Origin of the sequence: Psychrobacter sp. VH5, from assembly GCF_050572635.1 — a bacterium.
Taxonomy (GTDB): Bacteria; Pseudomonadota; Gammaproteobacteria; order Pseudomonadales; family Moraxellaceae; genus Psychrobacter; species Psychrobacter celer.
The window spans coordinates 1,132,788-1,156,981 of the sequence record NZ_CP192145.1; the positions used below are offsets into that span (position 1 = coordinate 1,132,788).

Sequence of the window (24,194 nt, forward strand, 5' to 3'; positions counted from 1 at the left end):
TTCAGTAGTTCGCTTTTGCTCTAGTTTGTTATTTTTGCTCTAGAAGAAGCCTCTGACGTTATCGTTGGAGGCTTTTTTTTGAATGTCATTTATCGCTTATAGGATGTTGTCTTTGATAATCCTTTTTATCTTTTATTACCACTGTTTATGCTGATCTTTGAATGATACTTACTTATACCTAAAAAGTGCTAAATTGAGGCTGTTGTTATGCTGACGACCAATCAAACCTTTCAGGGGACTACCGCGTCGATATCATCGAGTGTTTTATTTTCGATGATGTTTTTATTTGGGTTGTTTATGCAGCCTTTGACGGGCACGCAAGTGGCGTCATGGCGTGTGTTGATGATGCTACTCAGTCTGGTGCTGCTGGTCAGTGTGAGCAAGCAGTGGCAGCATGTTTTTGATTATCTAAAAACGCTCAAAACCGCCAAAGACTGGCTGATATTTATACTGCCAACCCCGATATTGGGTGGGCAGATTTGGCTGTTTATGTGGGCACCTGTGAACGGTTATGGCCTTGATGTCACTTTGGGGTATTTTTTATTGCCGCTGGTGATGATCGTACTTGGTCGCTTTTTTTATCGTGAGCCGATGAGCCTGCTGCAAGGAGCGGCGGCGCTACTGGCGGCTTTTGGTATTGGTCATGATATCTTGCAATACGGCTCGATATCGTGGGTGACGCTGTTTGTATGCTTGGGCTATCCGCCGTATTATCTGCTCAGGCGGACGATTGCTGTACCACCGATTACGGGATTGTTGTCTGATTTGACGCTGCTGACGCCAGTGGTGCTACTGATGCTCTATACCAGTGGCGGCTTTAGTATGGCGGCGCAAAATATGAAGTTTTGGTATCTATTGCCACTGCTAGGCGCTTTTAGTGCACTGGCGATGTCGCTGACGATGCTGGCCAGTAGCAAGCTGCCCGTGTCGCTATTTGGCGCGCTTAGCTATATCGAGCCTATGCTATTGTTTGTATTGTCCATCACTGTGCTCAGTCAGAGCTTAGATGAAGGAGGCTCATTGTTTATGTATGGCATGATTACGGCAGCGCTACTGGTGATGATTGTCGATAGTGCGATAGGTTATCTGAGTCGTCGCCGTAGCGATCATTTGCATGGCTACCGCGAGCCACAAGTAGGTGGCTTTCCACCGCGCCGCCGCCTGATAAATCGCCGTATTGATGGCGCACTAAAAGCGCATCGGTTTCGTAAAATACGCCGTTATCAGCGAAAAATGGATAAAATCCAGCGAAAAATAGAGCAGTTAGATGCCAAATAAAGCGTCAAACTCGTAATGATATAGTCGCTCCGAAATAAAACTGGCATTCAAGATACTATGTGTCAGGCGCTACTGGTATAAATTTTCTTTGCTCGCTGTGTGATTTCATCACGCCAGAGGCGGCATAAAATTCATTTCAGTAGTACGGCACCTGTTTTAAAGTAGATCGGCTATATAAAAATGTAAAGACTCGTTAAGTGGATGCATTGCTTATCTATTCTGACTTTGACATAATGCTGGCTATGATATAAGTATGAGTCATTTCAAGCGTTTATCTTGTGACATGTAACGACAGATGATTGTATTAGCCTGCTTTTAAAACCGAAGGGTTTTAGCATGATTGGCGACGTACAACCTGCGTGTACAATGAGATAGACAACAGGTCTTGTAGACAAAAGCCTCCGACGTCCGCGTCTGAGGCTTTTGTTTTTTTCTAAAATTGCCAAGGACGTGCGCTTATTTCAAAAGGCTGTTTTTATGCTCACCACCACCCAAACGTCGCAGGGCACCATCGCTGCCGTAGCAGCAAACTTTTTATACTCATTGTTGTTTTTATTTGGTCTATTGATGCAGCCGCTATCTGGGACGCAAGTCGCCTCGTGGCGTGTGCTGATGATGCTGCTGAGTTTGGTGCTGCTGGTTAGTGTGTTAAAACAGTGGCAGCATATCTTTGATTATCTAAAAACCCTAAAAACACTCAAAGAGTGGTTTTTATTTATCTTGCCGACGCCGATATTGGGCGCCCAGATTTGGATATTTATGTGGGCGCCAGTCAATGATCTGGGGCTTGAGGTGACACTGGGATATTTTTTGTACCCGATGATTATGATCATGGTGGGTCGGTTTTTTTATAATGAAGCGATGACACCGCTACAGTGGGTCGCCACCATCTGCGCAGCTCTGGGCATCGCGTATGATGTCTGGCAGTACGGCGCGATTTCTTGGGCGACATTGTTTGTCTGTCTGGGTTATCCGCCTTATTATCTGCTGCGTCGCAAGCTGGCAGTACCACCCATCACCGGCCTTATCTCTGATTTGGTGCTGCTGACGCCAGTGGTGATGGTCGCACTGTATATGAATGGCGGGTTTGCGCTGGCGATCACTACCGATAAATTTTGGTATCTGTTGCCGCTGCTGGGTATCATCAGCACCACGGCGATGTCGCTGACCATGGTCGCCAGTCAAAAGTTGCCCGTCTCATTGTTTGGCACGCTATGCTATCTTGAGCCGATTTTTTTGTTTATCTTTTCGATTACGATATTGCACCAAAGCATCAATGAGGGCGGCTCATTATTTATGTACGGCATGATTTTTGTCGCGTTACTGATTATGATTGCTGATAGTGCGCTTGGCTATAGAGCGCGTCGCCGTGATGATCGACTGCATGGTTACAACGAGCCACAGGTGGGGAGTTTTCCGCCGCGTCGCCGCCTGACCAACCGCCGTATCGAAGGGGTGCTTGCGGCTCATCGTTTTCGTAAAATCAAACGCTATCAGCAAAAAATAGACAAAATGACGCGCAAGATAGAGCAGCTGCATTCAAAGTAAGGCGATCATATGGCGGATGATAGGTTTGACTTGTTAGCCATGGTTTTTTAGCCATAATTTTTGCCCGTGTGCACCGCAGTTTGTGTGTCAATGACAGATGAATTGCGCTATTATCGAGCAGTATGCACACCAAGCACTGTCACGGACAAACGCCGCTACTGCCAAGCGCGTCAGGCGCAGGACACTTTGTCTATATGCTATTGCTCACTCACATGATAACTAGGACGGTTTATGTTACATCTTCATCATTTAGCAAACTCACGCTCGTTTCGTATTATTTGGCTGTTAGAAGAGCTAAACACCGATTATGAATTGACGTGCTACGAGCGTAATAAAGCGTATCGTGCGCCTGATAGCTTAAAAAAAGTGCATCCAATCGGTCATGCGCCAATGCTGGAGGTCAACGATCGCGTGCTGATTGAGTCAGGGTTTATCATCGAGTACTTAATCAAGCATTACGATACCGACAAGCAGTTCAAACCTGCTGATGACAACGAAGCGGCGTGGGAGGCTTATACCTTTTGGTTACACTTTGCCGAGGCATCATTGATGCCGCCGCTAGTGATGCGTTTGGTGTTTAGCAAAGTCGTTCAGCAGTCGCCCATGCTCATCAAACCAGTCAGCAAAAAAATTCAAAGCCAAGTGGAAAAAAACATGATTAGCCGCAGCCTAGACAGTATGCTGGGCATGATGGAGCAGCACCTACAGGACAATCATTGGTTTGCTGGTAGTGAGTTTAGCGCCGCTGATATTCAGATGCATCTTGCCGTCGTCGGAGCCAATGCAGGCTCTGGTTTGGATAGCAGTAAGTACACCAATATTTTAAACTGGCTAAAACGCTGCGAAGAGCGTGAGGCGTTTAAACGTGCCGAAGAAAAAGGCGGGCGTTTAAAATTCTAAACAAAGCGAATGGTATCAATGATTAGGATACGCCCTAATTATTGATTTAAAATCAACATAAAAGGTTTTGTTTATTTATAGACAAAACCTTTTTTAGGATAAGAAATGACAGACTTGAATAAACCCAACAGGACACCGACTGACAGTGAGATTGCAGCCAAACAGCATACAGAGGCTACAGAGGTGCATCGCCAGCAAGTATCTATCAAAGCATGGTCACAAAAGCTGCTGGTGGTGATTTTGTGTGTTGCCAGCTTTTATGGCGGCTGGAAATCTTATGAGTCCAATATGGTCAATGAATGTACAGCCAATGGCGGTAAAATGATTGAAGGTCAAAGAACCATGCTATGCCAATCGTTACAGTAGATAAGGATTTAGCTAAAAGAGGGCGTTTATGTTAAAGCTCACCTTTTTGGGCACCTCCGCTGGCGTGCCAACCAAGCAGCGTAACGTCACAGCGCTGGCGATAGAGTGCCTCAATCCTTATAGTTCGGGGGCAAGTCGACAGCAAAACAAAAAGTCGCGTCCTTGGGTTTTAATTGATTGCGGTGAGGGCACACAGCATCAGCTGCTTCATACCAAGCTATCTTTGCATCAGCTGCAAGCCATTTGTATCACTCATGTGCATGGCGACCATTGTTATGGTCTGCCGGGGTTGCTTGCGAGTGCGGCCATGTCAGGACGTACTGCAGCGCTGACGCTTATTGCGCCCAAAGCCATTGCCAAAATGCTTGAGGCGATGAGGCTGACAACCGAGCTGTATTTGCCATTTGCCATTGAATTTATGGCGATAGAAGATATATTGTCTGAGCCAGATGATGAGCACAAAGGCGATGTAACTATCAATGTAGACCACCAACATCAGCTAGTTATAGACATTCACCCGTTGTCGCACCGCGTCGCCTCTTATGGTTTTGGTATTACTCAGACGATCAGCCGCCGTACCCTGAATACTGATAAATTGACAGCTGATGGTATCCCAGCCAGTGCGCTGTGGGGTAGGCTGCAGCAAGGCGAAGATGTTGTGACAGAAGACGGACGCATGCTGTCGTCTGCTGAGTATGTCGATAATGACAGCCAACGTACTCGGGTAGTGATTGCAGGTGATAATGATACGCCAGAGTGCCTAAGTGCTGCGGTAGTCGATGCCGATTTATTGGTGCATGAAGCCACTTATACCCATGCGGTGTTAAATAAGATACAGGCAAAAAACCCAGACTTTGATCCGATGCACAGTAGCGCGCAGCTGATCGGCAAATTTGCCCAAGAGAGCGGACTGTCAAACTTGATATTGACCCATTTTAGCGCACGTTATCAAAGCTTTGATAATCCGCAGAGTCGTACGCCAAACATGGCGCATATTCGTCTGGATGCCCAAAGTGTTTATGTAGGCAATCTATGGCTGGCCGCAGATTTCGACCAATATATAGTAAATGGCGCAGCGAATTTGGTAGATGAAGAAGCGGGTAGCCGCGTGCAGTACTTAGGTTCTGCACGCGCTCCTAAAAAATGACAGGTAGCCGATGTTTAAGACTGATTGTCCTCAGCAGCTAACTGCGCTTGTCCTATCCAGTAGCGGCTAAACTGATAGGCCACTCGCCCCGACCGCCCGCCACGCTCTGATGCCCAGCGTAAGGCAGCGGCTCTGATATTGTCAGGTAGCGCTTTATTTTCTTCTTCATTATTATTACTTTCTTTAACGTCATTCGCATTATCTAGGTTACGGTTTGGCGAAAGCGATAAATAATGGCGGACGATGTGTAAGTAAGTATTTTGATCCATCGGGTGAAACGACAACCAAATTCCAAAGCGATCAGACAACGATACTGTCTCGTCGATGGTCTCATAAGGATTGACTTCATCGGTTTGCCCATTATAAATATTGACATTGTCTTTCATCAGCTGCGGCAACAGGTGCCGACGGTTACTGGTGGCATAGACCAGTAGCTTGTCTTGCTCGGAGTCCAGCGCCCCGTCTAACACACTCTTTAACGTCCGATAACTCTCATCTTGACCGTTAAATGCCAAATCATCACAGTACACGATATAGCGGCAATCGGTGTCCGCTGGTAGGGCGCGGATGGCGGCGCGTATCTTATCAAGCACCCGCAGGTCATCACGGGCGATTTCGATGATACGTAGCCCTTCGCTATGGTAGGCTTGTAGCAATGCTCGAATCAGCGATGATTTCCCTGCGCCGCGCGTCCCTGTCATCAAGACGTGATTGGCCGGATAGCCCTTTAAAAACTGCCGTGTGTTTTGCACAAGTTTTGCCTTTTGCGTATCGATACCATGCAAATCATCCAGACTTAAAAACAAATTGACTGCCAAAGGCTCCAAGCGCCCGCGGTGACCACCGACCCAGCGATAGGCCAGCTGCTGAGGATCGATATCGATCTTTGGCGTGACTTGCTCTTGCAGATACTGCCCCAGTAACTCTAATAGCGGCTCGGGCAGGGCATAATTTATAACGGATGCGGAAGACTGGGACATAATACTGGGTCGCTTATAACAGAAAAAATATTAACGAAAATAGGTACCGTCCTACTGGCATTTATTTTCCTTGCGTGCTGTGCCTACGCCGGCAGATGCTGCGCAAAATGAATACCAGTAGCATATGATATCAAGTGTGCCAATTTTATGTCGGGTTGACTATATAAAATGACGATATACAAATACAAAGTAATTCTAAATAAAGGCCTTACTTTAGCATGAAAGACAATGCCAGTAATTCATCGCTAAGACAAGCGAAGACAGCGCCAGTATGGCAGGCTGATGCTCAGCAGATATTGCCTGTACTGACAAAAGAATTGGTAAAGTTGCAGTATCGTCAGGTATCGCACTTGCGCATCGGCGTGTATGCAGGCAACTATCAGGGCTTGAGCCGTGCCATGCACTCACAGTTTGGCCCAGTGCTACTTAAGTGGCAATTAAGCAAGCATCATTGTCAGCAGAGCGCTCAAGCGGTATCTAGCGGCGTCTTTTATGAGTATGGCGTCATCACCGCGCTGTCTGCTTTAACGCCATATCAGCGCGTGGCACCGCCACTACTGGCGCATTATGAGTTACGTCTGCACATTGCAGCGCCGCTGTCAGCGCTCATCGTTGTGGTGATGCCCTATTATAAAAACGGCAGTCTATCACAGTATTTAAAGCGGCCGCTGCCCGCCCGTCAAAAGCATCAGCTTATCATGCAAGCGGCACAAGTAATCACGCAGCTGCATCGCGCAGGCTGGCTGCATAATGATATTAAACCCAGTAATATCTTGCTAGATGATTTGTCGCCAGCTCATTTTTTGTCAAGTCAGGCAGATGATAGCAGCCTCAAGACTGACTTGTTATTAACTGATTTTGCTTTGGCCACTCGTGTGGAGGCGTCAACCATAGGTCATCTTGCGGGTACACCGGCGTATCTGGCGCCTGAGCGCTGGCAAGGACACGGCGCATCGGTGCAGAGCGATATCTATGCGTTTGGGATTATGCTGTATGAGATATTGGTGGGGGTGCGGCCGTTGCAGATTGATAAACAAAGTCGTGAGCCGCTCAAGGCATGGGCAGTCCAGCACTGTCAGCAGCCAATTCCAAGGCTACCGCCAGCATACCGCCATTATCAACCCATTATTGATCAAGCATTGGCAAAGCGGGTAGAGAAAAGGTATCAAAGCATGGCGCAGATACTTTTGGCGTTAAGACGTATGTGAGCTTAAAGAGAAGGTTGGTTAGGGAAGAGTATTGAGAATTGACTATAGTATAGATTGGAGCAAACGCTGAGCGCTAAATACTGAAGCTGCTATACTTCGATAATAGCTTCGATGCTTGGCGTTTAGTAGGAGCGTTCTAATTAGCAAGCATAAAAACTAACAGGCACAAAAAAACCTGCATCAAGGCAGGTTTTAATATTTGGCCTAAGATGTACTATCCGAAAATGGTGGGGCTGGAGAGACTCGAACTCTCACACCTTGCGGCGCCAGAACCTAAATCTGGTGCGTCTACCAATTCCGCCACAGCCCCATTTTCGTTACTCTATCATCAAAAGCATATGAACTCAAATGCTATCGAAATAGTTAACTGATTCGGTAGTGCGTCTCAGTGGTTGGCTATTATATAGAGTTTAAATTGTTTGGCAACCCCTATTTGCAATTATTTTCGATATTTTAGCAATTATTTTTCATATTTTTCATAAGTTAATGATATAAAAGGGCTTTTACTTTAAGTTTTTTTAACGTTTTAGTGATATTTATTTTGATCTTGTGCTGGTTTGAGGTTTAGTTGCTGCAATTTGCGTGTCAATGTATTGCGTCCCCAGCCTAGCAGATGGGCCGCCGCTATTTTTTTGCCACCACTATGGTTGAGGGCGGCGGTGAGTAGTACGCGTTCAAATTCAGGCGTAGCTGTTTGTAGGATGTCGGTTTCGCCGGTCTGTAGCGCCTGCTTTGCCCATGCGGCTAGAGGCTGTTGCCAGTCGGTCTGCGTCGTCATAGGTGGATTGGGGCTAATAGCGCCAGAGTCGATCGACCCTTGGGTATTCATGTCTATCTGCGGCGGGATTTGAGATGAGCGCGCTGCATGAGGTGGCTGTGGCTGCTGTGTTATATCCGCTGGCACACTATCGAGCAGCTCTGGTGGTAAGTCCTCTACCATGACCGTGTCACCGGTGGCCATCACGGTCAGCCACAGGCAGACATTTTCGAGCTGACGCACATTACCGCGCCACTCAAACGCCTGCATGACTTGCAGTGCTGCTGGATGCAGATGTTTTTTGGCAGTATTCATCTGCTTGGCGGCGCGCTGCATAAAGTAGCTGGCGAGGGCAGGGATGTCTTCGCGGCGTGTGCGCAGGGGCGGCAGAGGCAAGCGTATGACGTTAAGGCGATAAAACAAATCTTCTCGGAACTTACCTTGTTTGACCAGTGCTTCTAAGTGTTGATGAGTGGCGGCGATGATACGCACATCGACTTTGACAGGCTGCTGCCCACCAACGCGATAAAACTCGCCATTGGCCAATACTCGCAGCAAACGTGTCTGCGTACTAAAGGGCATGTCACCGATCTCATCCAAAAACAGTGTCCCACCATTGGCCTGCTCAAACCGTCCTTGCCGTGTGGTCGTCGCCCCCGTAAACGCACCTTTTTCGTGACCAAATAGCTCAGATTCGATTAAATCATGCGGAATCGCTGCCATGTTTAAGGCAATAAAAGGCTGATGTTGCCGCGGTGAATGCTGATGCAGGGCGCTGGCGACCAGCTCTTTACCGGTGCCTGACTCGCCTGTGATCAACACTGTGATGGGAGAGTGGGCCAAACGGCCAATCGCGCGAAACACCGTTTGCATCGCTTGTGACTGCCCGATGATGCCACTGGGGTTGTCGGTCGCGGCGGGTGGTGTCGGGGATGTCTCTTTGGCAGCTGGTTTGATCGGCGCGGTGGTTGGTGAGGTTTTGGATGCTTGGTTTGTATGGCCAGTCGGCTCAGTAGGTTTATTGGGCTCGTTGGGCGTTGCATCTGATTTGACAGCGGGTTTTCTGTTGTTTCTTGTCTTAACGTCGGTATGGGGCTGATAGTGAATGGCTTTATAAATCGTTGTCACCGCGTCATCTAAATCAAAGGGTTTGGGCAGATATTCAAACGCGCCAGTCTGATAGCTACTGATGGCAGAGCTTAGATCAGAGTGTGCCGTCATAATGACGATGGGCAGCTGAGGGAAATGCTGATGTACCCAGTCGCTAAAGGACAGACCATCCATCATAGGCATACGAATATCAGTCAATATCACATCAGGGAGCTGGTCTGCAGGTGTTTGCTGCTGCAAGATATCATTTAGGCGTGTCCATGCCGCTTGCGCTTGCGTGAAGCTAATCACAGTGAGCCCTGCATCTTCAAAGGTATCGGCCAATATCAGGCGTAGGGCGGCATCATCATCGATAAGCCATAACGTAGCAGCGGCAGGACTGCTGTGCTTGTCCGTTGGAGCAGGTATTGGCTGATCGCTTGAGGGTTGATGGTCATGTAAAGCGCGGTTGTCATTATACTCAGTCATATCTTGGGCCTAGTGGGCGATAACATCAGAGGGCGTATTGGTTGTCATGAGGTTATTATAGGATTGTTATGAGGTTTTTATAGTAAGGTCTGGCTGGCTAAAGGGCAAATACAGGGCAAACTGAGTTTGGCGTGTGTGATGGGTGTTCGATTGGGCAGAGCTGACATCGATCATACCATGATGGCGGCTGATGATATCCTGGACAATAGACAGCCCTAGACCCGTGCCTGCTGCGCGGCTGGTGACCATCGGAAAAAATATCTGGCCGATGAGATCGGCATCTATGCCTGAGCCATTATCGGTGATGGTCACTTGCAAAACTTGTTTGTGCTGCTGGCTGCCGATGGTGTGCTGAAAGACCACTCGTGTTTGTAGATGCAGTATGGGCTGATAAGTAGAATTGCTATCCATTTGCATGGTAGCTTGTGGTGTTTCTTGAGACTCTGAGGTTTTATGCTGTTGTAGTGTTTGCTCAAGCTCAGTCATCGACTCACAGGCATTATTAATGAGGTTCAAAAATACTTGAATCAACTGATCTTTATCAGCGCAGAGCTCAGGCAGTGATAAATCATAATCACGCTGTAGCGTCACCTGTGGATATTGGTTGACGATTAGGGATAAGACATGCTCTAGTGGCTCATGAATATTAAGCATTTGCCAGTTTGGTAACTGATTGGAGCCAAGAAGCTGACCGATAAGCTGAGTCAGACGGTCGGTCTCTGCGATGATGATATCGGTGTAGCTGCGCAGTTTTGCCGCGTTTTTTTGTTTATCAGGAGCGGGGCTGGCAGCACTTTGCTGAGAGTGCGCTGCATCAGCCAAAAAACCGCCTTCACTAAACTTGATAAATTGCCGCTGCAACAACTGCGCCGCCCCGCGAATACCGGCCAATGGGTTTTTTATTTCGTGAGCGACCGAGCGTAGCATCTGACGCGCGACGTTATATTGCTGCTGCTGGCGCTGCTCCTCTGAGATACGGCTTTGGCGATCCTTGCCCCACATCTCAATGATAAAACCATGCTGCTGCTCATCAATGACCGGCGTCACGCTATAGTCGATCAGCAGCGCTGTATGATTGTTCAATTGTGTGCTCACAAGATGATCATGATCAATAAATGGCTGTTGATACACTCTGGCTTGCCGAAAGCGCTCGCTCAAGGAGCAAGAGGCATCCTTCGTTTTTTTAGAATCCTTTGTTTTTTTAGAATTGTGAGTATCGCTATGGGTTTTGAGATGATCTTTGGGATGGTCTTTGAAAGTCGATGTTGAGGTTTTTGGGGTGAGCAGCGCCAAGATAGATTGCCCCAGTAGGCGGCCACTACTGGTCGCCAGCAGTTGCTCTGCTTGAGCATTTAGCCAAGTAATGATCAGATTTTCATCGACCCACAAGATAGCCGTAAACAAATGCTGAGCCATAAAGGCAAAATTGGGGGCAGGTTTTGTCACTACTACATCAGCTGTCATGAAGTACGCCTAACATAAAAAAGAAATCTACCAATATTTAATCATAAATCAACACTATAGAGCGGCAAAACTGGTGATTATCATAAAAAAAACGTACAATGCGCACAGCCAATTTATCTCAAGCAAGGTCAGCCATGCCCAACACCTCTACCGAGTCGGTAAATACGACGATATCTTCACAGCCAGCTTCTACTGCTCCAAAAAACACAGCCACTATCTTTAATCCTGCTAAGCCTGCGCAAAAGCAGTCAACGAGTCAGGCAGACGGCACTCAGCCCTATCACCACAAAGCCAATCATAATCAAAATCGCAGTATCGCGCAAAGTGGCGATGCTACAGTAGCCCGTACAGCTGCGAGCGATGCGCCAGTTCAAGCCGCGCCAAAGATCGGTTTTGTGTCGCTTGGTTGCCCAAAGGCACTGGTCGATAGCGAGCGGATCATCACAGAGCTTAGCCGCGATGGTTATCAGGTCGCAAGTGACTACGATGGCGCAGATTTGGTGGTGGTTAACACCTGCGGCTTTATTGAGTCAGCGGTACAAGAGTCGCTCGATGCCATCGGAGAAGCCATCAGCAAAAACGGTAAGGTCATCGTTACTGGCTGCTTAGGGAAAGAAGCGGATAAAATCCGTGAGATGCATCCAGCGGTGCTATCGGTTACAGGCGCACATGCTTATGATGAGGTCATCACTGCCGTCTCGCAGCATGTGCCCAAGCCCAAGCGCGACGTAAATAGCCATTACGATCCAAAAATAGATCTGATTAATGAAGCGGGTATTAAGCTGACCCCAAGCCATTATGCTTATCTAAAGATATCAGAAGGCTGTAATCACCGTTGCACCTTTTGCATCATTCCAAGCTTGCGCGGTGACTTAGTCTCGCGTCCGATTGATAATGTCATGAACGAAGCACTAGCGCTCAAAAACGCTGGCGTGAAAGAATTGCTAATTATCTCGCAAGACACGTCAGCCTATGGGCTCGATCTGAAGTACAAAACCAGCTTTTGGAATGGCATGCCGCTCAAATCCAAGTTTTATGATTTATGCCAAGCACTAAATGACTTGGGTATCTGGGTGCGCCTGCATTATGTCTATCCGTATCCGCACGTAGATAAAGTCGTCGAGCTGATGGGCGAAAAAAAGCTACTGCCGTATTTAGACATTCCGTTTCAGCATGCCAGTCACCGCATCTTAAAGGCCATGAAGCGTCCAGCGCATAGCGAAAACACCTTGGCACGTATCAAAGCGTGGCGTGAGATTTGCCCTGATATCGTCATTCGCTCAACCTTCGTCGTCGGCTTCCCTGGCGAGACCGAAGAAGACTTTCAATGTCTGCTCGATTGGCTCGTCGAGGCACGCCTTGACCGCGTCGGTGCCTTTACCTATTCAGAGGTCGAAGGCGCGGTAGCCAATGACTTGCCAGGTCATGTGCCTGAAGAAGTGAAGCAATCTCGCTATGAGCGCTTGATGACGCTACAACAAGACATCTCAGCACAAAAGCTGCAAGAGAAAGTCGGTAAAACCTTAACGGTGTTGGTCGATGAGATCGATAGTGCTGAGGGCATTGCGATTTGTCGGAGTTACGCCGATGCTCCAGAGATCGATGGTCATGTCTATGTCGATGACATCAGCGCGCAAGTCAAGGTTGGTCAGTTTTTGACCGTCACCATTGACGAGGCCAGCGAGTACGACTTATTTGCCAGCTATCAAGGCTAGGGCGTGTCCTGATTTTAAAAATGGCGATAAAAATGAGATAAATCGCCGTCAAACAAGGAAAATAGCGCAGATAATATCGAGATATTCGTCAGCTATTTGACACTGTTTGGCCAGATTTAGCCATTTTTAGCCCAATTAGATGGCTATCGATTGAATTGAGGACACGCCCTAAGCCATCACAATGATAGATGAGTGAAAATTGCCCAATCGCGGGCAGTTTTTGCTACAATTAGCGCAATTTGGCCTTTTTATCTACTCAGCACGGTTTTGTCTGCTCAGCACTGCATCACGAGTAGGGCGCTGCACGTAACCTAGCGATACAGCAGACACTGGCTTGCGTATCAACGCTGGCTGTACGTAAATCAGAAGGCAATCTTCATTTGTATTTTATCGATGACTTTAATTATAATTTCATGCTAACAAGGTGACCTCATGTCTGACAAAAACCCGCGTTACTCTCGTATCTTGCTAAAACTCTCAGGCGAAGCCTTGGCTGGTGGCAAGGACATGGGTATCGATACCGAAGTGCTCGATAAGATGAGCCTATCTATCGCCCACTTGCGCGGCCTTGGTGTGCAAGTTGGTATCGTCGTTGGTGGTGGTAACTTATATCGCGGTGCCCAGCTGCAACAAGAGGGCCTAGTCGGCCGTGTGACCGGCGATCAAATGGGTATGCTTGCGACTGTGATGAACGGTCTGGCCATGCGTGATGCGCTTGAGCGCCGCAATATCAAAACGCGCTTGATGTCAGCCTTACCGATTGGTGAGGTCACTGAAAGCTATAGTAGCCGCAATGCCATTCGCTACCTAAAAAACGGTGAGGTTTGTATCTTTGTCGCCGGTACTGGTAATCCTTTCTTTACCACTGACACAGCAGCATGTCTGCGCGGTATCGAGGTTGAAGCAGGCTTGATATTAAAAGCCACCAAAGTGGATGGCGTCTATGACAAAGACCCAAGCTTGCATGCCGATGCTAAAAAATACGATGGTTTGACTTTTGATGAAGTCTTAGAGCAAAAGCTTGGCGTTATGGACTTGACCGCTATCGCCTTGTGCCGTGAGCACAATGTACCGCTACAAGTGTTTGATATGACCAAACCCAACGCCTTATTAAATGTAGTCATGGGCGAAAACGAAGGCACGCGCGTTTATCATTAGTATTAATTGGCATAATATTGCCCAATATGCGCGGTCAAGCGCTCTGCTACGAGCGATGAATTGCCGAAAAATTACTATCTATTAACAACCATGAATGATTTATCGACAGCGATAAATAAGGATGCACAATGATTAAAGAGATTAAGCAAGACGGCGAAGCCCGTATGCAAAAAACCTTAGAAGCGCTTGAAAACACCTTTAGTAAGGTACGTACAGGCCGCGCCCATCCAGGCATGCTATCTGGCGTGATGGTCAGCTACTACGGCGCCGACACACCGCTCAACCAAGTGGCCAGTGTCAACGTCGAAGACTCGCGCACATTGCTTGTACAGCCTTTTGACCGCACGATGGTACAGGCCGTGGACAAGGCCATTCGCGAAGCGGATTTGGGATTGAACCCGATGACCGCTGATGTGATTCGTGTGCCGATGCCAGCACTGACAGAAGAGACCCGCCGCGATATGCAAAAGCTGGCGCGCGGTGAAGCAGAAAACAGTCGCGTCTCGATTCGTAATATCCGCCGTGATATGATGAATGACATAAAAGATTTGGCAAAAGAAAAAGAGATCTCAGAAGATGACGAGCGCCGCGCTAGTGATGATATTCAAAAAATCACTGACAAATACATCGAGACCATCGACAGCCGTTTGAGCAAAAAAGAAAGCGAGCTGATGGAAGTATAACGATTGATGGCAGAGCGCGACTGGGGTGCTGTTTTTAAATGCAGGCTACGCCGTATCGAACGATAGCAGCACGCAAGTAACGTTTATACCAGTCGCGTAGCCCTATCTATAAAAGTTTTATTTCCAATGGACTATATGTCGTTTAGCAGCCACTGCGCCAGTGTGATTGGCTGCTTATTATTGTGTCGTCAATCATAAAGCCGTAGCAGACCGCTTTATGATAAGTTTGTGAATAATCACCACATTTTATCTTTTTGGCTGTTTTGCCGTCATGACACGCGTTATTATTAAACCATCTCAACAATAAGCAAGCTAGCCTATGTCTACTTCAGCCGCCTTGGCTCCTGCTCTTCTACCCCGTCATATCGCCATCATCATGGATGGCAACAACCGCTATGGCAAAGCCAATCATCTACCCAAAGGCCATGGACATGTGGCAGGCAAAGATGCGCTAGACCCTATTGTCGAATACTGTGTCGATACTGGTATTGAGGTTTTGACGGTATTTGCTTTTTCTAGCGAAAACTGGCAACGTCCGCCGAGTGAAGTGACGCTGCTCATGCAGCTTTTAACCTCGACCATTCATGAGCAAATGCCGCGGATGGACAAATACCGTATTCGCTTACGGTTTATCGGAGATCGCAGTCCGCTCAGTGCAGAGTTACAAGCATTGATGGCCGATGCAGAAGAAAAAACCGCACATTTTGATGCCATGACATTGGTCATTGCCATCAGCTATGGTGGACAGTGGGATATTGCCCATGCTGCCAAACAGTTGGCCAAACAGGTGCAGGCAGGGGAGCTGTGTGCTGATGATATCGATAAAGACTTGCTTGGCCGCCATGTCCAGTTAGCAGACGCCCCAGCGGTCGATATGCTGATACGGACAGGCGGTGAGTACCGATTATCGAACTTTTTATTATGGCAGTCCGCTTATGCTGAGTTGTTTTTTACCAAAACCCTATGGCCTGAGTTTCGCGCAGCAGAGCTGGCATCGATGGTTGCAGAGTTTGCCCAGCGCCAACGCCGCTTTGGTAAAACCAGCGAGCAAGTCGCTTGCGCGCAGCAATTACCCTAAACGACCCTAACGTCTTATCTTATACTTGCTTGTCTGATACTTGCTCGCTGCTTGTCTTTTTTGTGCCTTAAAAGCCTGCTACGCTTTTAGTCGTGATTATTCACAGTGGTTAAGGTCGCGTGCTTATGAAATAATAAACCGCTTTTGTTGCAGTCAGTAGCAATGAGTGGGCTATTGTGGATTAGCTGCTATAATGCATTTTTTGACCATACGTTTTTCATTATTATAAGGCTCAATGAGTATGTGGCAACGGATTAAGACGGCAATTGTTCTCGTTATTATCGTTGGTATTGCAATGTTTGCGAGCCAAACACCGATTTTGTTTGCGCCGCTGTTGGCGATAGGGGTAATCATCGCCGCTCACGAATGGACCAAGCTGATGCCCAAATGGCGTCAGCCAGCGTTGTTTGTGCTTTTGGTTTTGGCGCTGACCGTGGTGTCACTGCTGTTTAAAGTGACGTGGCTGTTTTGGTGGGCCGCATCGCTCGCCATATGGCTGATGGCGCTGTCTTGGGTTCGGGTCTTTCCGACAACGACCAATTGGTATGGCAAAAAGCTGGGCTTGATGGGCGCGGTGATATTAACCGCCGCCATCACGGCTATGTTTTATCTGTGGCAGCTATCAGCTTGGTGGCTGCTGTATGTGTTTTTATTGGTGTGGTGCGCGGATAGTGGGGCATATTTTGTCGGGCGCAAGCTTGGTCGCCGCAAAATGGCACCAAACGTTTCACCCAATAAAAGTATGGAAGGATTGGCCGGCGGCATTGTCACAGGGTTGCTCGTCGTCGTGGCCATCAGCGTCTTTAAGCTACAGCTGACAGGGGTGACACTGATCGCCTTTGCCGCGCTATCGGTACTGACGATATTGGCTTCGGTACTCGGCGATTTGTTTGAGTCAATGCTCAAACGCCGTGCTGGTGTCAAAGACTCAGGGACAATCTTGCCAGGGCATGGCGGTATCCTTGATCGTATTGACTCCTTATTGTCTGCCACGCCGATATTTGCGCTTGGCTTTTGGGCACTGCAATACTTTGGTTTGATGGTGGTATAAAAGTGTCTTGCTTGGATTTATCCAGTTAGGCTTTATTTTTATTTTTTTGTATTATTGATAGGCAACGATGGTTATGATGCAACGTATCGCCGTATTAGGCGCAACTGGCTCGATTGGCGATAGTACGTTGGCGATTTTGGCGGCCCATCCGCAGCAGTACCAAGTCTATGCCTTGTCGGGTTACCATCGTTTGGACAAACTGTTTGCGCTGTGTCAGCAGTTTTTGCCAAAGCGCGTCAACGTACCGGCAGCCGCAGTCGATGATTTTGCTCAGCGTCTAAGCGCAGCGAAGCTTGATATAGAGGTCGTCGGCGGCGCAGCAGGGCTTGTAGATATCGCCACCGATAGCCAAACCGATACGGTCGTTGCTGCCATTGTCGGTGCAGCAGGGTTGCCTTCTACATTGGCCGCCGCGCGCGCAGGCAAGCGTATCTTGCTTGCTAATAAAGAAGCGCTGGTGATGGCAGGACAGGTGATGATCGATGCGGTCAAAACCCACCACGCCACTTTGTTGCCGCTTGACTCTGAACATAACGCGATTTTTCAGTGTTTGCCGGTAGATATCCAACAAGACAGCCGCCAGATTCACCAGCCAAAGCACGGGGTGCGTAAATTGTGGTTGACAGCCTCTGGTGGGCCATTTTTGCAGCAGTCATTTGCGCAGATGCAGCAAGCTGGCGTCGCTGAAGCCGTCAAACATCCCAATTGGTCGATGGGACAAAAGATATCGGTCGACTCGGCAACGATGATGAACAAAGGGCTTGAGCTGATAGAAGCCTGTCATTTGTTTGATTTGAGTGAGGATAAAATAAATGTGGTGATTCATCCACAAAGTATCATTCACTCAATGGTAGAATATAGCGACGGCAGCTTTTTGGCGCAGCTGGGCAGCCCAGATATGAAGACACCCATTGCTCATGCACTCAGCTATCCTGCGCGTATCGATAGCGGCTCGCAGCCTTTGGACTTGTATGCGCTAAGCGGCCTAGAATTTATCGAGCCTGATTTACAAAAATTTGCCTGTTTGCGTTTGGCGAGACAAGCCATGCAAGCGGGTACGCAGGCGACCATCGCACTCAATGCCGCCAATGAGATTGCTGTGGCCGCGTTTTTGGCAGGACAAATTCGCTTGACAGATATTGCTGATATCAATGAGCAGGCACTCAGTGAGATACAAGTACCACTGTTAGCGGCGTCGGCGGATATAGAAGATATATTGTCGATTGACCAGCTAGCGCGTCGGCATACTGAGGCATTGGTGGCCAAGGTGGCAAAATCCATATAAGCGGCGCAGACGCTATAAGAATAGAAGTCCTGCAAATCAGCCTTGTACGAAAGAACTTGCTAGAAAACCATATTGAGAAGACATCATGACGTTTTTATTGACGCTCCTTGCGGCCATTTTTGTCTTAGGTCCGCTTATTGCCCTGCATGAATGGGGGCACTATATCGTGGCGCGCCTGTGCGGTGTTAAGGTGCTGACATACTCTATTGGTTTTGGCCCCAAAGTCGCAGGCTGGACCAGCAAAAAAAGCGGTATTGATTATCGTATTTCGGCGCTGCCACTGGGCGGCTATGTCAAAATGCTCGATGAGCGAGAAGGCGAGGTGGCAGCCGATGAGCAGCACTTGGCATTTAACCGCCAGCATCCGCTAAAAAAAATCGCTATCGTCGCAGCAGGCCCTATCATGAACTTTGTTATTGCGATTGGTTTGTTTTGGGTGTTGTTTATGACTCCGTCTGAGCAGCTGGCGACAAAGATTGGGCAGGTGTTGCCTGATACGCCAGCGGCCACCGCTCAGCTGCCCGTTGGCGATAAGATCGTCGCCATCGATGGTCATGAGGTACAGACGTGGGAAGGGATTAATTACCGTCTCGCTGGACGCATGGGCGAGACGGACAATATAAGTGTCACGCTACAAGCTGATGACAACGCCGCCAAGACTTACTACGCGCCTGTGGATGAGTTTATGCAAGGCGATGACCATGGAAAAGATGCGCTGAGCAGCTTTGGTATGCTGCCATGGCAACCGACGATTGCCCCTGTCGTCGGTGAGTTGACGCCTGATGGTGCCGCCAATCGTCAAGGCCTCAAGGTCGGTGACCGTATCACGGCGATTAATGATGTCGCCATCGCAGACTGGATCAGTGCCACGCGCATCATTCGCGATAATCCTGAGACTTTACTCAATTTTACCGTCTTAAGAGAGGGTAAACCTGTACAATTGGCCATTATGCCGCAGGGAAAAAAAGACAATTTAGGTAACGACTTTGGGCAAATTGGTGCTATGGTGGCACAGTCTGAGATTGTCATTCCTGAAGATTATAAAACCACAGTGGTCTATGGTCCAGGCGAGTCACTGGTCAAGTCGTTTGAAAAAACCGAACAGTTGGCGGTGATGACGGTCAGCTCGATGGGCAAAATGCTCTCAGGTATGATTGGTCTCGATAATTTATCAGGCCCGATCACCATTGCCAAAGTCGCCAAACAAAGCTTCGATATTAGCTGGCAGATGGTATTGTCTACCGCCGCGCTGATCAGTCTGAGTCTGGCAGTGCTCAACCTTTTGCCTATTCCTGTATTGGATGGAGGGCATATCGTCTATCATCTCATAGAGCTGATTCGCGGTAAGCCGCTCTCAGAAGGCGTGCAAATGGCTGGACTTAATATCGGTTTACTCTTGCTGGCAGGTTTCATGGTGTTAGCAATTGGTAATGATATCAGCCGACTGTTTTGATGGTTTGCCCAAGCGTTTGGGTGATAAGACAAGATGCACTAATGGTTTTACGCGTATCGGGCAGCGATTGCGGGTGTGACGGCAGAGCAGCTTTGTGCCGCCGTCTCTGTACTAATCGTAATTTTTAGTTTATTTTATGATGCGTTTTATATAAAGTGTTCTGAGTCTTGCCCGCCGAAGTATGCGACTTTATGGCAAATGGACAAGACAACATGTGCTTTTTAACTTAACTTAAGCAATTTTTTTATTGACGGATAGTGTTTATGCGTACGCCTTTATTTATGAGCGCGGCAGGGTTGCCGTTAGTGGTAGCGATGATGAGTATGCCGGTACAGGCTGCAGAATTTGTAGTAACTGACATCGGTTTTAATGGCTTACAACGTCTAACCCCCGATAGCCTCTATCCGGTTCTACCTATCACGGTAGGAGATACGGTAAATGACAGCAGCTTGGCGGCCAGTATTAAGGCGCTATATGCGACCGAAAACTTCGCGGACATTCAAAGCCGTGTCGAAGGCGGTCAATTACGCTTTGATGTCGTTGAGCGTCCTACCATCGCCGAAGTCAACTTTGAGGGCAATAAGCTCATCCCAAAAGAAGGACTAGAGCAAGGACTGAGCAACGCAGGTTTGTCTGTCGGTGATGTGCTCAAGCAAGCGACCTTACAAGGCGTCGCCAACGAGCTGCAGCAGCAGTATATCAGCCAAGGCTACTACAACAGTAATATCGAAGTCGACCAAACGCTACTCGATGGCAATCGTGTCAAGCTCGATGTACGCTTTATCGAAGGCAAGCCTGCCAAAGTCGTCGATATCAATATCATCGGTAACAAGCACTTCAGCGATGATGAGATCAAAGATGTCTTTGCCGTAAAAGAATCTTCTTGGACACGCCTGTTATCTAAATCTGATCGCTATGCCAAAGAAAAGCTGGCGGCCAGTTTGGAAAACTTAAAAGCCTTGTACCAAAATGACGGCTACGTGCGTTTTGCCGTCGACAATGCGGTACTTAATATCAGCGAAGATAAGCGCAGTGTGTTTATCGAAGTCAGCCTAAGCGAAGGCGAGCAGTACCAGTTTGGTGAGGTCAACTTTTTAGGCAAGCCGACGTTTGAGACGACTGAGCTACAAGAGCTGGTCACCTTTGCCCCAAACGAAAAATACTCGCAAGCCAAACTCGATGAAACCACCGCCGAGCTCAAGCGCCGTTATGGCAACGAAGGCTATTATCTGGCCCAAGTTAGACCAGTACCACGTATCAATGACGATACCAAAATGGTCGATGTGGATTACTTTATCGATCCTGCCCGTCCTATCTACGTGCGCCGTATCAACTTTACGGGCAATATCAAAACCCAAGACGAAGTACTGCGCCGTGAGATGCGCCAACTAGAAGGTGCGCTTGCCTCTAGCGAAAAAATCCAATTGTCACGCACGCGTCTGATGCGCACCGGGTTTTTTAAAGCCGTCAATGTCGATGTCAAACCAGTGCCCAACCAGCCAGACCAAGTAGACGTACATTACACGGTAGAAGAGCAGCCTTCAGGTAGCTCGACCATTGCCGCTGGTTACTCACAAAGTGGTGGTGTGACCTTCCAGTTGGATTTGACCCAAAACAACTTTATGGGTACAGGTAACCGAGTCAAAGCTGCGCTGTCTCGCTCAGAGACCCGCGACTCATATAGTTTGGGCTATACCGATCCGTACTTTACCGAAAACGGTGTCTCTCAAGGTTTGAGCGCGTATTATCGTGAGACCAAGTACGATGACAGAAACGTCAGTAACTATGTGACCGACTCCTATGGTGCCACGCTCAACTACAGCTATCCTGTCGATGAAACCAAACGCGTCAGCGCAGGTCTCAATGTGGATAATACCTCAGTACGGGGTGGCCGCTTCTTAGGGGTTTCAAACGTCCAGCAGTTAATTGATGATGGTGGATCTTTTGAGCAGTTCACCTTTATTGATGAAGAGGGTGAAGAGCAGCTTTCAGGCCGTACTGGCTTTAAAAACGACTATCAGACCTATAATCTACTATTCGGCTGGGACTATAGCACCCTAGATCGTCCTGTATTCCCAACCAAAGGTATGAGCCATACCGTTGATGCGACCATCGGCCTTGGTGATGCCAGCTATCAAAAACTTGTGTACCGCGGCAATATTTATTATCCGATTTATAAGGATTGGATAGCACGTGGTTATACCAAGCTTGGCTATGGTAATGATTTACCGTTTTATGAAAACTTCTACGCTGGTGGTTATGGCTCTGTTCGTGGTTATGAAGCCTCAACACTTGGACCAAAGTCACAGACGTATTATGATGCCATCAATGATGATGTGCGTTATAAAGACGAAGAAATCGGTGGTAACGCGCTGGCCAGTTTTGGGGCTGAGCTGGTATTGCCCATGCCATTTAAAGGTGACTGGGCTGACCAAGTACGTCCTGTACTATTTGCAGAGGGCGGGCAAGTCTTTGATACCACCGATAAAGAAGACCGTACTTTCGTAGACCCTGATACGGGTGCTGATACTGGCGTACCATTATTGACTCAAGACAATGACTTGCGCTTTAGTGCTGGTGCTGGTATCACTTGGTATACGCCAATTGGCCCTATCTCCTTGAGTTATGCGATGCCTATCGGTGATAAAGAAGGTGATGAGACCGAAAAAGTACAGTTCCAGATTGGTAATACGTTCTAACATAGCGGCCATCTGAAGCGCTTTGGCTTTGATCTTATTTATACGGCACAATAACTTGTGTGGTATAAATAAATGGTACTAGATAAATTGGTCATCAAGCTGATATAGCAGCTTGATGACTGTCTTATTTATAATACGACTTTTATTCTTACTTCATACTAATAATAACTATGATAACGATTGAGCAACTTATCACCCAAATTGAGCAGCGCCAGCCTGTTATAAATAAAGCAGAGCTGAGCGCTGAGCAGTTATGCCAACAGCTTGGCGGTATCGGTAGTCTGACGACAGCCAATGACACGCAGCTGAGTTTTTTGGCCGATCCTCGTTACCTCTCTAGTTTGGCAGACAGTCAAGCAGGGGCTGTGTTAGTCACAGCAGATTATCGCCAGCAAGTACCCGCATTAACCTTGGCGTTGGTGGTCGCAAATCCATACTTGGCTTACGCCAGCGCCAGTCAGTTATTTGCTTATCAGTCAGCCTCGAGTCGTATTCATCCGAGTGCGGTGATTGCCGATAGTGCCATCATCGGCGAGCAGGTGAGCATAGGGGCGTTTTGTGTGATAGGCGAGCAGGTGCAGCTGGGAGCGCGAACAGCGCTGGCTGCCCACGTGACGATTGAGGCAGGTACGAGGGTCGGCAGCGATTGTGTCATCAAATCGCAAGTGGTCATCGGTCATGATTGTACCATTGGCGATCATGTCAGAGTGCATGCTGGTACAAGTATTGGCTCAGAAGGTTTTGGCTTTGCCCCGACCAACGACCCAAGCACCACCGGGTGGGAGCGTATTGCGCAGTTAGGCCGAGTCATCATCGGTGATCATGTCCGTATTGGCAGTCAGACTTGTATCGACCGCGGTGCTATCGATGATACCGTCATCGGCAATCATGTGATTATCGACAATCTGGTGCAAGTGGCGCACAATGTGCATATTGGTGATGGGACGGCCATCGCCGCGCACACCGGTATCGCTGGGAGTACGCATATCGGTAAACGCTGTATTATTGGTGGCGCGGTCGGTATCACTGGCCACATCGAGATTGCTGATGATGTTACGTTGTCGGGTATGACGATGGTGACCAAATCCATCAAACAAGCAGGCTCTTACTCTTCAGGTACCGCGGCCATGCCAACTGCCAACTGGCGACGTGCTGCTGTTAGGTTTCGCCAGCTCGGTCGCGATGAGCGCTGATTTGACTGGCCACAAGATATCACTCTATTTCATAACCTTTAGTAGTTAACCATATAATATTCCATACTTAATCCTTAACCTTTTAATCCTTTTATATTTAGCAATGAGCAAGGACGCGGCATATGAGCAGCAACGACATAGATATTTTAAATGATACCGACATGAAAAGCTTGGCTGAGCAAGGCCTGACTTTGCCTCTGACTTATCATACGCTAAAGCACTACTTACCGCATCGCTATCCTTTTATGCTGGTCGATAAAGTGATCGACTGTATCCCTGGTGAATGCATCACTGGGGTCAAAAACGTCACCATTAATGAAGAGTTTTTTAATGGGCATTTCCCCAATGAGCCTATCATGCCAGGCGTGCTGATGGTCGAGTGTATGGCTCAAGTGTCAGGGGTGCTTGGGTTTATCAGCGCAGGATTGACTGGCGAAGATGGTTATCTGTATTTGTTTGCTGGGGTGGATAAGGTTCGTTTTAAGCGCCGCGTTATCCCTGGTGATCAGCTGATTATTCGGGCAAAAACTGTGATGCAAAAGCGCGGTATTTACAAGTTTGACTGTACCGTCCATGTCGAAGATGAGCTGGCGGCGAGCGCACAGGTGATGATTGCTCGTCAAGAGCAATAAAATTGGCTGATAATTTTTAGG

19 protein-coding genes and 1 tRNA gene are annotated in these 24,194 nt (G+C 48.1%); 16 read left to right on the plus strand and 4 right to left on the minus strand.

All coding sequences use genetic code 11. The annotated features are described in order from the left end of the window. Positions 1-207 precede the first annotated feature (207 nt). The 5 genes from rarD (ACNFVB_RS04840) (at position 208) to ACNFVB_RS04860 (ending at position 5,239) form a co-directional block, all read left to right on the plus strand. A complete protein-coding gene (rarD, locus tag ACNFVB_RS04840; protein WP_430738264.1) occupies positions 208-1,278 on the plus strand; it encodes an EamA family transporter RarD in 1,071 nt (356 codons plus the stop codon). A 477-nt stretch (positions 1,279-1,755) separates the two neighbouring features. Continuing rightward, a complete protein-coding gene (gene rarD, locus ACNFVB_RS04845; protein WP_430738265.1) occupies positions 1,756-2,826 on the plus strand; it encodes an EamA family transporter RarD in 1,071 nt (356 codons plus the stop codon). Positions 2,827-3,057: 231 nt separating this feature from the next. Beyond that, entirely contained in the window at positions 3,058-3,726 is a 669-nt protein-coding gene (locus ACNFVB_RS04850; RefSeq protein ID WP_430738266.1) for a glutathione S-transferase, read from the plus strand. 105 nt (positions 3,727-3,831) lie between these two features. Next, a complete protein-coding gene (locus ACNFVB_RS04855; RefSeq protein ID WP_105245048.1) occupies positions 3,832-4,092 on the plus strand; it encodes a hypothetical protein in 261 nt (86 codons plus the stop codon). Between the two features lie 28 nt (positions 4,093-4,120). Next, the gene (locus tag ACNFVB_RS04860; protein WP_430738267.1) at positions 4,121-5,239 is read left to right on the plus strand and encodes a ribonuclease Z; all 1,119 of its coding nucleotides are present in this window, start codon (positions 4,121-4,123) and stop codon (positions 5,237-5,239) included. A 14-nt stretch (positions 5,240-5,253) separates the two neighbouring features. Here the strand turns inward: ACNFVB_RS04860 and ACNFVB_RS04865 are convergent, their stop codons facing one another. Continuing rightward, the gene (locus ACNFVB_RS04865) at positions 5,254-6,219 is read right to left on the minus strand and encodes an ATP-binding protein (protein ID WP_430738268.1); all 966 of its coding nucleotides are present in this window, start codon (positions 6,217-6,219) and stop codon (positions 5,254-5,256) included. A gap of 218 nt (positions 6,220-6,437) precedes the next feature. On the opposite strand from ACNFVB_RS04865, the gene ACNFVB_RS04870 reads away from it, so the two are divergent. Beyond that, entirely contained in the window at positions 6,438-7,427 is a 990-nt protein-coding gene (locus ACNFVB_RS04870; protein WP_430738269.1) for a serine/threonine-protein kinase, read from the plus strand. A gap of 225 nt (positions 7,428-7,652) precedes the next feature. On the opposite strand, the gene ACNFVB_RS04875 is transcribed toward ACNFVB_RS04870, so the two are convergent. The 3 genes from ACNFVB_RS04875 to ACNFVB_RS04885 all read right to left on the minus strand — a co-directional run bounded on the left by ACNFVB_RS04875 (position 7,653) and on the right by ACNFVB_RS04885 (position 11,226). Beyond that, a tRNA-Leu gene (locus ACNFVB_RS04875) sits at positions 7,653-7,737 on the minus strand. Between the two features lie 216 nt (positions 7,738-7,953). Continuing rightward, positions 7,954-9,762 (minus strand): sigma 54-interacting transcriptional regulator, encoded by a 1,809-nt coding sequence (locus ACNFVB_RS04880; protein WP_430738270.1) that lies wholly within the window; start codon positions 9,760-9,762, stop codon positions 7,954-7,956. Positions 9,763-9,828: 66 nt separating this feature from the next. Then, complete coding sequence (locus ACNFVB_RS04885) at positions 9,829-11,226, minus strand: two-component system sensor histidine kinase NtrB (RefSeq protein WP_430738271.1); 1,398 nt, start codon at positions 11,224-11,226, stop codon at positions 9,829-9,831. A gap of 134 nt (positions 11,227-11,360) precedes the next feature. Between ACNFVB_RS04885 and rimO the strand changes: the two genes are divergently transcribed. The 10 genes from rimO to fabZ all read left to right on the plus strand — a co-directional run bounded on the left by rimO (position 11,361) and on the right by fabZ (position 24,173). Next, positions 11,361-12,941, plus strand: coding sequence for a 30S ribosomal protein S12 methylthiotransferase RimO (gene rimO / locus ACNFVB_RS04890; RefSeq protein WP_430738272.1), 1,581 nt, complete (start codon positions 11,361-11,363; stop codon positions 12,939-12,941). Between the two features lie 432 nt (positions 12,942-13,373). Beyond that, positions 13,374-14,099: a UMP kinase gene (pyrH, locus tag ACNFVB_RS04895; RefSeq protein WP_075101540.1), complete on the plus strand. Its 726-nt coding sequence runs from the start codon at positions 13,374-13,376 to the stop codon at positions 14,097-14,099. 128 nt (positions 14,100-14,227) lie between these two features. After that, positions 14,228-14,782, plus strand: a complete 555-nt coding sequence (gene frr, locus ACNFVB_RS04900; protein ID WP_075101541.1) for a ribosome recycling factor — start codon at positions 14,228-14,230, stop codon at positions 14,780-14,782. A 319-nt stretch (positions 14,783-15,101) separates the two neighbouring features. Further along, positions 15,102-15,860, plus strand: a complete 759-nt coding sequence (gene uppS / locus ACNFVB_RS04905; protein WP_430738273.1) for a polyprenyl diphosphate synthase — start codon at positions 15,102-15,104, stop codon at positions 15,858-15,860. A gap of 241 nt (positions 15,861-16,101) precedes the next feature. Further along, positions 16,102-16,911 (plus strand): phosphatidate cytidylyltransferase, encoded by an 810-nt coding sequence (locus ACNFVB_RS04910; RefSeq protein ID WP_430738274.1) that lies wholly within the window; start codon positions 16,102-16,104, stop codon positions 16,909-16,911. Positions 16,912-16,984: 73 nt separating this feature from the next. Further along, positions 16,985-18,196 carry a 1-deoxy-D-xylulose-5-phosphate reductoisomerase gene (gene ispC, locus ACNFVB_RS04915; protein WP_430738275.1) on the plus strand — a complete coding sequence of 404 codons (1,212 nt, stop codon included), beginning with the start codon at positions 16,985-16,987 and terminating at the stop codon, positions 18,194-18,196. An 85-nt stretch (positions 18,197-18,281) separates the two neighbouring features. Beyond that, positions 18,282-19,649, plus strand: coding sequence for an RIP metalloprotease RseP (gene rseP, locus ACNFVB_RS04920; protein WP_430738276.1), 1,368 nt, complete (start codon positions 18,282-18,284; stop codon positions 19,647-19,649). Between the two features lie 263 nt (positions 19,650-19,912). Next, on the plus strand, positions 19,913-22,348 hold the full coding sequence (bamA, locus tag ACNFVB_RS04925) for an outer membrane protein assembly factor BamA (RefSeq protein ID WP_430738277.1): 2,436 nt from the start codon (positions 19,913-19,915) through the stop codon (positions 22,346-22,348). Positions 22,349-22,518: 170 nt separating this feature from the next. Then, the gene (gene lpxD / locus ACNFVB_RS04930; protein ID WP_430738278.1) at positions 22,519-23,541 is read left to right on the plus strand and encodes a UDP-3-O-(3-hydroxymyristoyl)glucosamine N-acyltransferase; all 1,023 of its coding nucleotides are present in this window, start codon (positions 22,519-22,521) and stop codon (positions 23,539-23,541) included. Positions 23,542-23,663: 122 nt separating this feature from the next. Then, positions 23,664-24,173: a 3-hydroxyacyl-ACP dehydratase FabZ gene (gene fabZ, locus ACNFVB_RS04935; protein ID WP_353888718.1), complete on the plus strand. Its 510-nt coding sequence runs from the start codon at positions 23,664-23,666 to the stop codon at positions 24,171-24,173. Positions 24,174-24,194 lie beyond the last annotated feature (21 nt).

Excerpts from the sequence above, each read along its gene's own strand:
- rarD (WP_430738264.1), top strand. The coding sequence starts at position 208 with ATGCTGACGACCAATCAAACCTTTCAGGGGACTACCGCGTCGATATCA.
- fabZ (WP_353888718.1), top strand. The coding sequence starts at position 23,664 with ATGAGCAGCAACGACATAGATATTTTAAATGATACCGACATGAAAAGC.
- pyrH (WP_075101540.1), top strand. The coding sequence starts at position 13,374 with ATGTCTGACAAAAACCCGCGTTACTCTCGTATCTTGCTAAAACTCTCA.
- frr (WP_075101541.1), top strand. The coding sequence starts at position 14,228 with ATGATTAAAGAGATTAAGCAAGACGGCGAAGCCCGTATGCAAAAAACC.
- ACNFVB_RS04855 (WP_105245048.1), top strand. The coding sequence starts at position 3,832 with ATGACAGACTTGAATAAACCCAACAGGACACCGACTGACAGTGAGATT.
- rarD (WP_430738265.1), top strand. The coding sequence starts at position 1,756 with ATGCTCACCACCACCCAAACGTCGCAGGGCACCATCGCTGCCGTAGCA.
- ACNFVB_RS04910 (WP_430738274.1), top strand. The coding sequence starts at position 16,102 with ATGTGGCAACGGATTAAGACGGCAATTGTTCTCGTTATTATCGTTGGT.
- bamA (WP_430738277.1), top strand. The coding sequence starts at position 19,913 with ATGCGTACGCCTTTATTTATGAGCGCGGCAGGGTTGCCGTTAGTGGTA.
- ACNFVB_RS04860 (WP_430738267.1), top strand. The coding sequence starts at position 4,121 with ATGTTAAAGCTCACCTTTTTGGGCACCTCCGCTGGCGTGCCAACCAAG.
- lpxD (WP_430738278.1), top strand. The coding sequence starts at position 22,519 with ATGATAACGATTGAGCAACTTATCACCCAAATTGAGCAGCGCCAGCCT.
- uppS (WP_430738273.1), top strand. The coding sequence starts at position 15,102 with ATGTCTACTTCAGCCGCCTTGGCTCCTGCTCTTCTACCCCGTCATATC.
- ispC (WP_430738275.1), top strand. The coding sequence starts at position 16,985 with ATGATGCAACGTATCGCCGTATTAGGCGCAACTGGCTCGATTGGCGAT.
- ACNFVB_RS04865 (WP_430738268.1), bottom strand. The coding sequence starts at position 6,219 with ATGTCCCAGTCTTCCGCATCCGTTATAAATTATGCCCTGCCCGAGCCG.
- rseP (WP_430738276.1), top strand. The coding sequence starts at position 18,282 with ATGACGTTTTTATTGACGCTCCTTGCGGCCATTTTTGTCTTAGGTCCG.
- ACNFVB_RS04870 (WP_430738269.1), top strand. The coding sequence starts at position 6,438 with ATGAAAGACAATGCCAGTAATTCATCGCTAAGACAAGCGAAGACAGCG.
- ACNFVB_RS04885 (WP_430738271.1), bottom strand. The coding sequence starts at position 11,226 with ATGACAGCTGATGTAGTAGTGACAAAACCTGCCCCCAATTTTGCCTTT.
- ACNFVB_RS04880 (WP_430738270.1), bottom strand. The coding sequence starts at position 9,762 with ATGACTGAGTATAATGACAACCGCGCTTTACATGACCATCAACCCTCA.
- ACNFVB_RS04850 (WP_430738266.1), top strand. The coding sequence starts at position 3,058 with ATGTTACATCTTCATCATTTAGCAAACTCACGCTCGTTTCGTATTATT.
- rimO (WP_430738272.1), top strand. The coding sequence starts at position 11,361 with ATGCCCAACACCTCTACCGAGTCGGTAAATACGACGATATCTTCACAG.